Source organism: Bradyrhizobium sp. 138 (genome assembly GCF_023074075.1).
Taxonomy (GTDB): domain Bacteria; phylum Pseudomonadota; class Alphaproteobacteria; order Rhizobiales; family Xanthobacteraceae; genus Bradyrhizobium.
Window position 1 is genome coordinate 1 of the sequence record NZ_JADPKT010000088.1, and the last position, 11777, is coordinate 11777.

Here is an 11777-nt window from a genome sequence, read left to right on the forward strand (position 1 = left end):
AGGCGATGCTCGCTGCTGTGCCGTGGCCCGCAAGGGCTGGGACATGTTCGCTGAAGAACTTAGGCGCGCCGTCGAGGTTGCGCCCCGGGGCGCGCTGCCCGAGGTGGCGGCGCTGCTGTGGCGCGCCTTCGGGGCGGGCCAGGTGAGTGAGGCCGAGGCCGAGGCGCTGTCGGCGCTGATCGAGGGGCGGACGGTCATCCCGGCCGCGCCCGTGCCGCCGCGAAGGCCTGCTAGCTCCCGGCCGCGGAGCGACGCCCCGCCGGGCCGACCGTCCATCTTCCCCCCGAAACGCCATCAGCGCTCGCCGGATCGCGCTCGGTCACTAGAGCGACGGCGGACCTTGGCTGCCTCTGGTCCAATGCCCCCGGCGCTCGCGGCCCGGCACACGACTGGCGAACTCGCCGCGTTACGGATCATCGCCGACGAGGTGCGGGCGCGCGGCGCATGTGAACTGTGCGTGTCGGCCATCGCGGCGCGAGCCGGGGTGTCGGCCTCGACGGCACGCAACGCGATCCGGACGGCTGCCCGTTCCGGGCTTCTCCACGTCGAGGAGCGCCGCCTTCTCGGCCGGCGCAATGATCCCAACCGCATCACCATCGTGGATGCCGCTTGGCGGGCTTGGATCGCGAAGGGCGGCCGAACCGGGGGGGGTGCCTTCAAAAAACTCGAGCCCACGGACAGAGGATCTCAGAAAGCGCAATCTTGGAGCGGTCAGCGGCCAGCGGAAACGTCGCAAAGAGCTGCCGGGAGGCAGGGTCGGGCGAGGGCAAGGCCACCTTCCGATTCCGGACCGGGTCCGTCACGGCGAGTGCCATCCATGCGGTAGGCTCATGCACCCGATCGTCATTCCGAACGGCCCGCTGCGCACTCAGTAGCCGTCGAGCACGGCGTACTCGCCACGCGGGCCGAACCGCGGCGCGCTCAGGTCGATGCGGACGCACAGGCGCGTGCGCCTGTCATCGGACTGGCAGTTCGTCAGCACCACGCGGCCTGCGCGGCGTTGCCAGTCCTCGGCCCGCGCCTGGAGCGTCGGCAATGCGACGCGCAGGCGCTCGACTTCGGCGGCGAGGCGGGCGCGTTCCGCCTGACCCCAGAAGGTAGACGCGGCGACGCCGGCAAACTGTGCGCCGGTGGCGCCCAGCACGACGAGGCTCAGAACTGCGGTGAGGCGAAGTGTCAGCCGAGCCGTTGCCTGTCGAACCCCGTGCGTCGCTGCGTCGATCTCACCGCGCGCGTCGTGCAGCGCGGCCACGACCTCGCTGCGCAGTCGGTCGGCCCCGAGCGCGGAGACCGTCGTGTCCAACGACGCGACGCGGTCGGACAGCGTTCCGAAGGCCGGCCCGAGGGCCGACACGTCGAGGGTGAGGGTACGAGGTTTTGCAGCCGCCATCTCGGCCGCCTGTGCGGCCTTGAGCGTCCCCTGCATGTCCTGCCCGAGTCGGTCCACGTCGCGGCGGACTGCCTTGAGCGTGTCGAGCAACTCAATGACGGGGTCGGTTGAGTTCGCGCCGTCCATTGTCGGCAGGGTCCTACGAGTGCTCCGTCTCGGTGGGCGGAACAGGATCCTGTCTCATGGAGAAGATGTGCAGGCGGCCGAGAAGGTCGGTGACCCTTCGGAGGTCCACATCCGGAAGACCGTCGTTGTCGATGATCGAGACCAGCTGCTTGGCATTGGCAGGGCTGTCGTAGGCCCATCGGATCACAACAGCGCCGACGACCTTCGCCTCCCGTTCATCCCTGGCTTGGATTTCTGCCTCCACACGTGCGGTCTCAGCGGCAAGCGCCGTCAGCCTCTGTTCCGGGGTGCGCTTGATGCGCTTCGGCTTGGTCTCGGTCGTGTCCATGTTCGAAGCTCGCTTTTTGAGAGTTGCATTCGAGGGGCGGGCAAAGCTAGGGTTGAGTCCCGAAGGGCGCGGTTACGTCTCGGACTGCGTCCGACACCCGCGGTCCTCAGGGGCTGCGCCCCGCCGGACGGCTTCCCCCCAGTCCGGCGCTTAGGCGCCGGACGTCAGGGTTCCTCACCCTGAAACCGAGCCAGCGTCGGGCCGCTGGACCACGTATGTGCGCACAGGGCGCGGTGACGGGATGGCGCTGTACCGCTTCGAGCTGAAGGTGATCGGCCGCTCCGGCGGGCGTTCGGCCGTCGCCGCAGCCGCCTATCGCTCCGGCACCCGGATGGTCTGCGCCCGCCGCGGCCAAGTCTTCGACTACAGGCGGCGCAAGGGCGTCTCGTCGCGCGAACTCCTCGCTCCCCCAAGCGCACCGGCATGGGCTCGCACGGATCGCCAGAAGCTCTGGCAGATGGTGGAGGCGAGCGAACGCCGGGTCGACAGTAGGCTCGCGAAAGAGGCCGTACTCTCGTTGCCGCGCGAGCTGAGCGTCGAGGATCGCGTCCGGCTGGTCCGCGCGTTCGTCGAGCGGGAGATTGTCGCGCTCGGTCTTGTCGCGGACATCGCGCACCACGACGGACGGACGGGAAAAGACGATCCGGACGGCGGCAATCCGCACGCTCACGTGCTGATCTCGACTCGTCGCGTCGGTCCCGATGGGTTCGAAGGCAAGGAAAAAGCTCTCGACGCTCGAGACACCCTGTTGCATCTCCGTGAAGCGTGGGCTTCGCATCTGAACGAAGCGCTCGAGCGTGCCGGAGCGCCGACGCGGGTCAGCCACCTCTCGCTCGCGGCACAATGCGAGGACGCCAAGGCTGAGGCTGCCGATGCGCGCGCCAGCGGTGACACGGAGAAGGCGGACGAAGCCGACGCAGCGGTTTTCGTGCTTGATCGGAAGCCGGAGCCGAAGCTCGGGCGGGGACACCACCTCCGAACCCGCGCTGGCATTCAGACCGACCAAGGCGAGGCCGTAGACGCGCTCCGGATTGAGCGTGCCCGCCGACAAACGCTGACCGCGACCCTGCGCACGCTGCTCCGAAAGGCCGCGCAGTTTCGGTTGCAACTCGGCGACCGCCTGCGTCAAAGCTTGAGCGAAGGTGCCATGGCCTCGCTGCGGGATACCAACCTCGCGGTGTCGGTGGGTCGCTTGGCACGCGGCGAAGGGGAGCGCCTGACTCCCGATGAGCGCATCAAGGCACAGGAACGACAGCGCGCGTTGAGGCACGAACAAGCTGAGCGGCGCTTGGCTTTGGGAGATGGTGAGCAGGCCTCGGCACGTGAGCGCGACCTGCGTCGAGAGGAGATTGAGCGCCATCGTATCGAACAGGAGTTACTGAGGGTCCGCGCCGTGATGCGGCGAGATCGTGGACGTGGGATCGGCCGCTGAGCGGCCGATCCACGGGCCGGCGCGCTAGTCCCTGCCCCACCCATCGTTCCGAACCGGCTTGCGGGACTTGGGCTTGCGCTTCTGTTCGGCCTTCGGGGTGAGGTTCGGCGGCACCGGAGCCGGAGCCGGCTGAGGAACGACGGGAGCGGGCTTGGCCTCCGCGTCTTTCTTGGCGCGCGCGTCGATGATGAGATCGCCGATGGTACGGTCGAAATTCGGCCCGTCATCGACGTTCGGTGGGACCTTGCACCGACAGGTCAGACACCGGTCAACGCGCACCCGGATCCGCTCAAACGCGCGTTCGTCCTCGGGCGTGATTTCCTTGTTGTCACGCTTGAGGAGCCGCACGCGGTCCCAGGTATCGATCTCGAAATCCTCGATCTCGCATTCCCAGAGTTCGATCCGCACGTCTTCCGGAACGGGGACGCCCGCAACGTACGTCGCGGTACTCAGAAGAAGGGCATTCTCCTTGCGGCACTCCCATGAAAGGTGACCGGCTCTCCTGACCTGTACGAGATATCGACAATCATGAGGGCGCAGCGGGTTTGAAGCTTCCGGCGCAGCGGAGGCATTCTGATCTTTGCGGTCTTCGTTCTGATTGGAGTTGGACATGTGAGGCCCCGGCATTTCCAGTTGCGAGGCCGTCTATGAATATCGCTCTTTGCCGAAAGTACAGAGCGGAGACCATTGGATAAGTGGGCCGGACCGGCAGACAGTATCTTGAAAAAGCTGAGAAATACTGCTACAAGGAGCAAGAACGACATCATAAAGACGGGAGAGACCCGTCACATGTGGAGGGGCATTCGCCACCCCAGTGAAGTCGATGGACTTCACTGGCCACATGTGAATACATTCTTAAAAGTAACCTAATGGAATTTGGCGGCTCGCCAAAGCCCGAATTGGCGGCAATTCACAGTTTCGTGAAGGAGCTGCCTAGGGTGTGGGCAGCCGCGGGGTGGCGTCTTCTGGGCTGTGATAATGACGCTTATCGGAGGTCAAGACGGAGTCGGTCATGGTGGCGCTGTTGGAGCAGATGCTCCGGGACGTGCGCCGGGAGATCGCCGCGATCGAGATGCGCTCGGCCGCGCGGACTGCTGGGCTCCTCGCCCTAATCCGGGATGGGGCCGACACCGCCGAGCAGGACCGGCTGATGTCGGAGGACATGCGCACCCTGGACGGCCTGCGTCAGGAACAGCGGGTGCTGAAGGAGGCCCTGGAACGCCCCGACCTCCCGGCGAGCGCCCAGGATCTGCTCGATCTCGCCGACGCGAAACTACGCCTTGTCCTTGAGGCCCGACTCCAGCTCCAGGACCTGAGGGGTCAGGGATGACCGTCGCGCCCGTCCCGGCCTCATCGCTCCTCGATGACGCGCTCGCGGACGCAGATCGGGAGATCGCCGAGACTGAGCGGCGGCGCGAACGGCAAGTTCACCTCCTCCACGGCCTCGACCCCGGCACGAAGGCGCGGACCTGCGCCGAGCGCCTCCTGTGCGAGATCGACTGGACCCTCTCAATCAACCACACGCACCGAACGCTCATCCAGAACCTGCTGGCGACCGAAACCTCCAACGACGTGGGTTCCCCGTGACCACCCTTCCTACCCCTGTCGCAGAGACCGCAATCGGCCCCGCGCTCGACTTGGAAGCGGTCGCCGCCCGCGCCGCCGGACTCGCTCGGCAGGCGCGCGCCGCTAACACGCTCCGCGCCTACGAGGCCGACTGGCGGGAATTCGCGGGGTGGTGCGCCGCCCGCGGCCTCGAACCGCTGCCCGCCGCCCCGGCCGTGGTCGGGCTCTACCTCGCCGACTGCGCCGACCGGCTGTCGCTCGCGACCCTCGCCCGGCGGGTGAGCAGCCTCGCCGCCCGGCACCGCCGGGCCGGGCTCGGCCTCGACGTGCGCCACCCGGCCGTGGCCGACGTGCTGGCGGGCCTCCGGCGCGAGCGCGGCTCCGCCCAGCGCCGCGCCGAGGCCCTGACCGTGCCGCGCCTGAAGCAGGTGCTCGCCGGGCTCGGCGACGGCCTCGCCGACCGGCGCGACCGCGCCCTGCTCCTGGTCGGCACCGCCGCCGCGTTGCGGCGCTCCGAGCTGGCCGCCCTCGACGTGGCCGACATCGCCGTCCTGCCCGAGGGCCTGCGGGTCACGATCCGGCGCAGCAAGACCGACGCCGAGGGTCGCGGCGCGGTGCTCGCGGTCGGGCGCACGGGACAGGCGACGTGTCCGGCCGCCGCCTACACGGCGTGGCTTGCCGCGACCGGGATCGCCGAGGGGGCGGCGTTCCGCGCCGTCGACCGTCACGGCCGCCTCGGCGGGCGGCTGTCCGGCAACGCCGTCGCGCTGATCGTCCAGCGCCGCGCTGGCGCCGCCGGGCTCGACGCGGCGGCCTATGCGGGCCACTCCATGCGGGCGGGGTTCGCGACCTCGGCCGCCCATGCCGGGGTTGGCGAGATCCGGATCGCTCACCAGACCCGTCACGCCTCGCTCAGCACCCTGCGCCGGTACGTCCGTGAGGGGGCCCTGTTCGCCGACAATCTCGCTGTCGAGATCGGATTGTAGCGCTTCCAGGGCTCTCGTCTGGGACGCCCAGGAGTCCAAAGCGTAAGGCCCGACAAGGAGTTGCGGCTCGGTTATTGAAACGGTTATATTTTCCGCCATATCCTTCCAAGGGCGCGACGTGCTGCCGGATGGAGAGGGCCTTATGGACGTGGAAGAAGACCAGTCGCGCCAGATGGCGATCATCGAGCCCCTGCTGCTCGGCATCCACGACGCCTTGTACGAGGCGGTCGCCACCTACAACGGTGACGGGTACTCGGATGCGGTTCGTGCGCAGCACAGTGATCGCGCTGCCGCGTGCTGCATCTACGACCACGCCGAACGAGCGCTGATGGACCGCTTCGACGGCACGCCTGGGGTGAACTTCCTGGATCGCCGGGGGCTTCACCTGCTCAACTACCGGGATCAGGCGCTGATCCGGGTCAAGAAGGTGAACGGGTTAGGCCAACACGCTAACTACCAGACCCTGCAACAGCAGGATTATGACGACGAGATGCCCCTCCTCGATCTGCCCGAGGCGGCCGTGCGTCTGTATGCGGGCTACCAAATGGATGCCGCCGGGGCCGCGATCGAGCGGGTGATGATTGTCAGGCAGATCGGCAAGGACGTGATCTGGACGGCGCAGGTCACCGCTACGGAAGCCCAGGCTGCGTGGGTGGACATCACGCCGGAGCGGATCCCTGACACTGGTCGGACCGACTTTGAGGCGGCGCGTGCGAGACGAGGACGCTAAGTGACCGACGCGGTCTTCAACGCTGACATGCTGAGACTCGCGCGTGAGGCGCGCGAGATGACCCAGGCTGATCTGGCGAGAGAGGCGTCTGTCACGCAGGCGCTCATCTCGAAGCTCGAACACGGCCTGATCGGCCAACCCTCCGACGAGGTGCTGGGCAACCTCGCGAAGGCACTCCGCTTCCCTACAGCCTTCTTCCATCAGCGCGAGCGCGCGATCGGGTTCCCCGCCTTTCACTACCGCAAGCGCACGAAGCTCGGCGCGAAGCCACTCGCGCGGATCGGTGCGGTCATCAACATCCGGCGTCAGCACGTGGCGAGGCTCTTGCGCTCCTACGACCTGGAAGTCGCCAAGCCGATCCCTCAGATCGACCTGGACGAGAGCGGCCTCACGCCAGAGAAGGTCGCCGAGCGGCTGCGCGCGTACTGGATGCTGCCGCGTGGGCCGGTCGCCTGCGTGGTTGATACGATTGAGCAGGCGGGCGGCATCGTCATCATGACGAGCTTCCACACCAAGCTTCTGGACGGCATCAGCTTCCGTTCGGAGGGCATGCCACCGCTCTTCTTCATGAACAAGGATGTTGCCGGGGACCGCTTCCGTTTCTCGCTCGCGCACGAGCTTGGACACATCGTTATGCACACCGTGCCTGACGACGATCAGAAGATGGAAGAGGAGGCGCACCGCTTCGCTGCGGCTTTCCTCATGCCTGCCTCGGATATCAAATCATATTTGATATCTCCTAAGATTACTGCTCTCGGTAGAGTGAAAGCGTACTGGAAGGTCTCTATAAAAAGCTTGATTAAAAGAACTTACGACCTAAAATTAATTACTGATTCTCAGTACAAAAACATGAATGTTCAGTATAATAAATCTTTCAACGAGGGTGAGCCATACGAAATACAGGTAGAAGAACCTTGGCGCCTTAGAGATATCATCAAGTATCACTGCAACGAGCTTGGATACAGCTTGTCTGACTTGGCGCGCCTTCTGGCTGCGAACGAAGCCGACGTTGAGCGCGCGTATCTCCCGCGCCAGGGCCTACGCCTCGTGGTTTCGAACTGAGTTTTGGGTCCCCTTCTACGTGACGAGGACGCGTGTCCAGTAGGCGTTGTCTCCGCCGCCCTCGACTACGAGAACCCCATGGGTGAGGATATTCACGACGCTGCCACAGCGCTTGCCACGGCATATGCGAACGGCGATGTCTACCGTGCATCGGGCATGGTCCAGCGGGAACATAATGTCTCTGTACAAAAAACTACAAGATGTCCGCAGCGAGGAAGACGTCAAAGATGTTTACATTCAGGCGTTAGGCTTGAAGAAATATACCAAAGGGCTAATTGATATTCGTACGAAGGAAATGTGGTTCGAGGCTAAACATCACGGCAAGGACTCAAGTTATAAGATGTTCACCCAGCTTCTGCATTATGTGCAGGATGGGTTGAATAAAGGGGACGAGTTACCACCGTTCCTGGCAGTAATGGATACTGAGAAGGCGGCTCTGATGAAGACCGCTGATGTTATTCCATTTTTGAAAAAGAAGACGATAAAATGGGGCAAGTCGGCTACTAAATTCCCGAAGGAGGCGCTCGACCAAGTATCCGCGTTCATTGGAACAAGGATGGTCTCGTTCAGGATAGCGACGCACGAAGATGAATTCATCAGTACTGTAAAAGCCGCTCTGACAAAGGGCGATATTATCCGCATTTCGATCACGCCAGATAATTTGAAGCAAGTTTTCGATAAATGGGTCGAGATGATCGGTCGGGAAATCGGCGGTGCTCCGGTAGATAAATATGCCCTTCTCTTTTTCGCCGACATCATGCATGACGGAACCAAGGCGACTCATGAAAACTTGCCGGCCGAACTTCTCCATCAAGGAGAAGCGCCCGTATTTTCCCTCGACGGTAAACTTTATAAACTAGGTAATCGTGAGGGTTACCGTCAGTTCTGGTCAATTTATCACCGCCCACCAGATGAGGAGTATCGCAATTACTTATTAGAGCGTCGCGACTCCCTAATCCCGCTAGACGAGCGTAGCTTCAAGGGCGCTTTCTATACTCCACTCCACGTGGTTGATAAAGCCTACGATAAGTTAGCCGACGTTCTTGGGAAGAACTGGCAGAAGAACTACATAGTTTGGGACATGTGCTGCGGCGTTGGGAACTTGGAAACCAAGCATTCCAACCCGCGAAACGTTTTTATGAGTACATTAGATCAAGCTGACGTCGATGTTATGAAAGCTACTAGAACCTGCGTTTCCGCCACTCGGTTTCAATATGATTATCTCAATGATGACATTACGGCTGATGGCAGAATTGACTATAGCCTCACCAACAAAGTGCCGCCCGCTCTGCGGCAGGCAATCGCCGAAGGTCGAAAGATCCTGATACTTATCAATCCGCCATATGCAGAAGCTGCAAACATAGATAACATCACAAGTTCTCGTGGGAAAAATTCAGAGAGCAAAAAAAGCGTTTCAAAGACGCAGATTGCTAAAACGATCAGTGATTTTGGATACGCTTCGCGCGAACTATTCGTGCAATTTCTAGTGCGGATCGCCAAAGAGATACCAAACGCTACCTTGGCTATGTTCAGTACCTTGAAATATGTAAATGCTCCAAATTTTGAGCCATTCAGGTCGTTTTGGAATGCATCTTATCTCGGCGGTTTCTTGGTGCCTAGCAAAGCATTCGATGGTCTAAATGGGAATTTCCCTATTGGCTTCCTTATTTGGGAAACCGATAATTCCGCAAAAAAGAAGACACCAATTACAAACATAGTTGCGGAGGTTCTTAATAAAAAAGGCGAAGCAATTGGCGAAAAGCAATTCTATAATCTACCAAGTGAGCGATTTCTGAGCAATTGGATTAAGCGGGCAAGGTCTAATAAGGATGACGCCCTGCCCTTGAAAGGCGCGCTCGTGCCAACGACTAGTATTAAAGATGTGCGTGGCACTAAATGGGCAGACGGAGCGATCGGCGGAATGATTGCGCCCGGTGGTGATGTTCAACACGCAAATCTTACCGCCTTGCTATCATCAGGGTACTGTAGCGCAGGCGGTTTTTTCGTCACCAAGGAAAATCTCTGGAAATCGGCAGTTGTGTTTGCGGTACGGCGTCTAGTTAAGCCGTCGTGGCTCAATGATCGGGATCAGTTCTTACAGCCTGATGAGCCTCTTACTGAAGAATTTAAGATGGACTGCTTAGTCTGGATGTTGTTCAGCACACAAAATCTGACGGCTGGCGCGAACGGATTGGAGTGGAATGGTCGCCAATGGAGTCTGGTCAATCACTTTATTCCGTTCACCGAGGCTGAAGTTAATGCACCTGACCGATTTGAATCAGATTTTATGGTTCAATACCTACATAAAAAGAAGTTTTCGGTTGAGGCTTCCGCAGTCTTACGAGCAGGTAAAATCCTTTGGCAAACGTATTTCTCCATCACCGATGTATATAGCGTTCGTCAAAGCCTCAAACTCAATCGCCCCGATGTTGGATGGTATCAGATCCGATCCGCTCTTGGTCGACGCGAGGAACAGAAAGACAAAATCGAAACCGAATTTGCTGTCTTTGACTCAACCTACGAGACGCTGACATCGAAGCTAGCACCGATGATTTATGATCTTGGCTTCCTAAAAACTTAGCGTGCAGCAGCGGCTCATGCTGGTAAGCAAGCAGGCGAGATCTCGGGACACGAGGCGGAGAGAGAACGTTCGTCTCCGCGCTGTCAATCTGCATAGGTATGGGCGCTTAGCGTACGTTTTCGAACATCCTCTGCGATGACCCCGAGTTGGCGTAGACGAAATACCAAAGGTCCAAACCGGGTGAACGACGACGCCTTCACAGATGAGCTGAGATCGGCCCTGGAGGCCCTGATCTCGGAAGCCCGTGCAGCAGGCCCAGGGCGGGTTGTGACCGCGGCCGAGCGCGCTGCGATAATCTGGGTCACGGACCGCCAGGAAGCCCCCGAGGCCGCCCGCCGCGATCTGCCGGTACCAGAGACCGCACGCCGCTTGCAGTAGGATCCCGGCCGCCCTGGCTCCTGTGGTGGGCGACGCGATCTCTCGTTCATGACGGACACCCGTACCCACGACGATCTACGAACTTACAGCCTCCCAGATCCGGACTGGTGCACAACTGCGGTTCAGCCGGCGAGCCGACGCCACCATGGGCGTGCTTTCCAGGCTTCCAGCTCGGCGCGGGCCTGGGCGGTCTCCGCTTCGGCTCTCTTCTCCAAAGCACTCAACTCTACCCGTGATTGAGCCGCTGCGGCATCGGCCAATGCTAATCGCGCTTGCAGCTCGCGCTCGCGACCCCCGGCCTCCTCAACGACCTGGGCGAGTTGCCGAGCGAGAGCGGCGACCTCCCCGACTAAGTGATCGGATTTCTCAGTCTCGGCGCTCCTGTCAGCTACCGCCTGCGACAGAGCTTGCTGCGCCTCTGTGAGAGCCCGCTCGAGCCGTTCGATATGGGCGGTTAGGAAGGCAACGAAGGTCCTTTCGAGAGGGCCTTCGACAGGAGGCTCAGCATCGATTTCGCTTTCATCGAGAGGGGTTTCGACACCTCTCTTGAGAGCCCGCTCAAACTCTTCGATAGGGATCTCTATCCGGGTCCTACCGTCGTTACCGGGGAGCCTACGCCAGCCCTGTCGGCGCACGAGCTGCCGAGCTGAAGCCGGTTTCAGAGAGAATGCTTCCTCGATCTCCGCATACGTCATGATGCGGGACGAAACCCCCTTCGACACCTCGCTCATGACAGCCCCTCGGTCACTCGGAATGAGACGGACGAGAGGGTGTGTCCATAACTCTTTCGAAAGGGTATCTGACCGCCCTTTCGAGACCCCCGTCGAGGGAGGGCTTACCGTAGCCGTGTTGACTGCCTGTGTCGGTACGGGGATGGTGGGCGAATGCCGGACTCGTGCCGGTTCGAGGAGATAACCGCCACGACGGCAACGTAGAAAAAGCAACGGCCCCTCAGGCGCCAACCTGAGAGGCCGTGGACCGATCTCATAGAGACCGGCGGGGGATCAAACACCTCCCGACAGTCTCACGAGCACCCTTAGGGGTCAAGACGGGACGCCAATCCCGTCAACGGTCTTGCTCGTTCTGTGGAAGGGTGTCGCCCGCTAAGGCGATGCTCGCTGCTGTGCCGTGGCCCGCAAGGGCTGGGACATGTTCGCTGAAGAACTTAGGCGCGCCGTCGAGGTTGCGCCGCGCGGCC

The 11777-nt window shown here is 61.7% G+C and carries 11 protein-coding genes; 7 read left to right on the plus strand and 4 right to left on the minus strand.

Translation table 11 applies throughout. The features are described 5' to 3' along the window. Positions 1–868: 868 nt before the first annotated feature. Both IVA79_RS30915 and IVA79_RS30920 read right to left on the minus strand, forming a co-directional pair. Complete coding sequence (locus tag IVA79_RS30915) at positions 869–1516, minus strand: hypothetical protein (RefSeq protein WP_247299902.1); 648 nt, start codon at positions 1514–1516, stop codon at positions 869–871. Positions 1517–1529: 13 nt separating this feature from the next. Continuing rightward, on the minus strand, positions 1530–1844 hold the full coding sequence (locus IVA79_RS30920) for a hypothetical protein (RefSeq protein WP_247299899.1): 315 nt from the start codon (positions 1842–1844) through the stop codon (positions 1530–1532). Positions 1845–2085: 241 nt separating this feature from the next. On the opposite strand from IVA79_RS30920, the gene mobQ reads away from it, so the two are divergent. Further along, complete coding sequence (mobQ, locus tag IVA79_RS30925; protein ID WP_247299895.1) at positions 2086–3276, plus strand: MobQ family relaxase; 1191 nt, start codon at positions 2086–2088, stop codon at positions 3274–3276. 24 nt (positions 3277–3300) lie between these two features. On the opposite strand, the gene IVA79_RS30930 is transcribed toward mobQ, so the two are convergent. Next, entirely contained in the window at positions 3301–3888 is a 588-nt protein-coding gene (locus IVA79_RS30930; RefSeq protein WP_247299893.1) for a hypothetical protein, read from the minus strand. Between the two features lie 400 nt (positions 3889–4288). Between IVA79_RS30930 and IVA79_RS30935 the strand changes: the two genes are divergently transcribed. The 6 genes from IVA79_RS30935 to IVA79_RS30960 all read left to right on the plus strand — a co-directional run bounded on the left by IVA79_RS30935 (position 4289) and on the right by IVA79_RS30960 (position 10201). Then, the gene (locus tag IVA79_RS30935; RefSeq protein WP_247299892.1) at positions 4289–4606 is read left to right on the plus strand and encodes a hypothetical protein; all 318 of its coding nucleotides are present in this window, start codon (positions 4289–4291) and stop codon (positions 4604–4606) included. Next, positions 4603–4863: a hypothetical protein gene (locus IVA79_RS30940; protein WP_247299890.1), complete on the plus strand. Its 261-nt coding sequence runs from the start codon at positions 4603–4605 to the stop codon at positions 4861–4863. Before IVA79_RS30935 ends, IVA79_RS30940 begins: the two co-directional genes overlap by 4 nt. Further along, a complete protein-coding gene (locus tag IVA79_RS30945; protein WP_247330373.1) occupies positions 4860–5828 on the plus strand; it encodes a tyrosine-type recombinase/integrase in 969 nt (322 codons plus the stop codon). Before IVA79_RS30940 ends, IVA79_RS30945 begins: the two co-directional genes overlap by 4 nt. A gap of 142 nt (positions 5829–5970) precedes the next feature. Further along, positions 5971–6558: a hypothetical protein gene (locus IVA79_RS30950; protein ID WP_247299914.1), complete on the plus strand. Its 588-nt coding sequence runs from the start codon at positions 5971–5973 to the stop codon at positions 6556–6558. Then, positions 6559–7620, plus strand: a complete 1062-nt coding sequence (locus tag IVA79_RS30955; protein ID WP_247299911.1) for an XRE family transcriptional regulator — start codon at positions 6559–6561, stop codon at positions 7618–7620. A 175-nt stretch (positions 7621–7795) separates the two neighbouring features. Continuing rightward, positions 7796–10201: a hypothetical protein gene (locus IVA79_RS30960; RefSeq protein ID WP_247299909.1), complete on the plus strand. Its 2406-nt coding sequence runs from the start codon at positions 7796–7798 to the stop codon at positions 10199–10201. A gap of 500 nt (positions 10202–10701) precedes the next feature. Here IVA79_RS30960 and IVA79_RS30965 read toward each other — a convergent pair whose 3' ends face one another. After that, positions 10702–11310 carry a hypothetical protein gene (locus IVA79_RS30965; RefSeq protein ID WP_247299906.1) on the minus strand — a complete coding sequence of 203 codons (609 nt, stop codon included), beginning with the start codon at positions 11308–11310 and terminating at the stop codon, positions 10702–10704. Positions 11311–11777 lie beyond the last annotated feature (467 nt).

What these genes read in the sequence shown, in the direction of transcription:
- IVA79_RS30915 (WP_247299902.1), bottom strand. Translation starts at nt 1,516, where the DNA reads ATGGACGGCGCGAACTCAACCGACCCCGTCATTGAGTTGCTCGACACG.
- IVA79_RS30920 (WP_247299899.1), bottom strand. Translation starts at nt 1,844, where the DNA reads ATGGACACGACCGAGACCAAGCCGAAGCGCATCAAGCGCACCCCGGAA.
- mobQ (WP_247299895.1), top strand. Translation starts at nt 2,086, where the DNA reads ATGGCGCTGTACCGCTTCGAGCTGAAGGTGATCGGCCGCTCCGGCGGG.
- IVA79_RS30930 (WP_247299893.1), bottom strand. Translation starts at nt 3,888, where the DNA reads ATGTCCAACTCCAATCAGAACGAAGACCGCAAAGATCAGAATGCCTCC.
- IVA79_RS30935 (WP_247299892.1), top strand. Translation starts at nt 4,289, where the DNA reads ATGGTGGCGCTGTTGGAGCAGATGCTCCGGGACGTGCGCCGGGAGATC.
- IVA79_RS30940 (WP_247299890.1), top strand. Translation starts at nt 4,603, where the DNA reads ATGACCGTCGCGCCCGTCCCGGCCTCATCGCTCCTCGATGACGCGCTC.
- IVA79_RS30950 (WP_247299914.1), top strand. Translation starts at nt 5,971, where the DNA reads ATGGACGTGGAAGAAGACCAGTCGCGCCAGATGGCGATCATCGAGCCC.
- IVA79_RS30960 (WP_247299909.1), top strand. Translation starts at nt 7,796, where the DNA reads ATGTCTCTGTACAAAAAACTACAAGATGTCCGCAGCGAGGAAGACGTC.
- IVA79_RS30965 (WP_247299906.1), bottom strand. Translation starts at nt 11,310, where the DNA reads ATGAGCGAGGTGTCGAAGGGGGTTTCGTCCCGCATCATGACGTATGCG.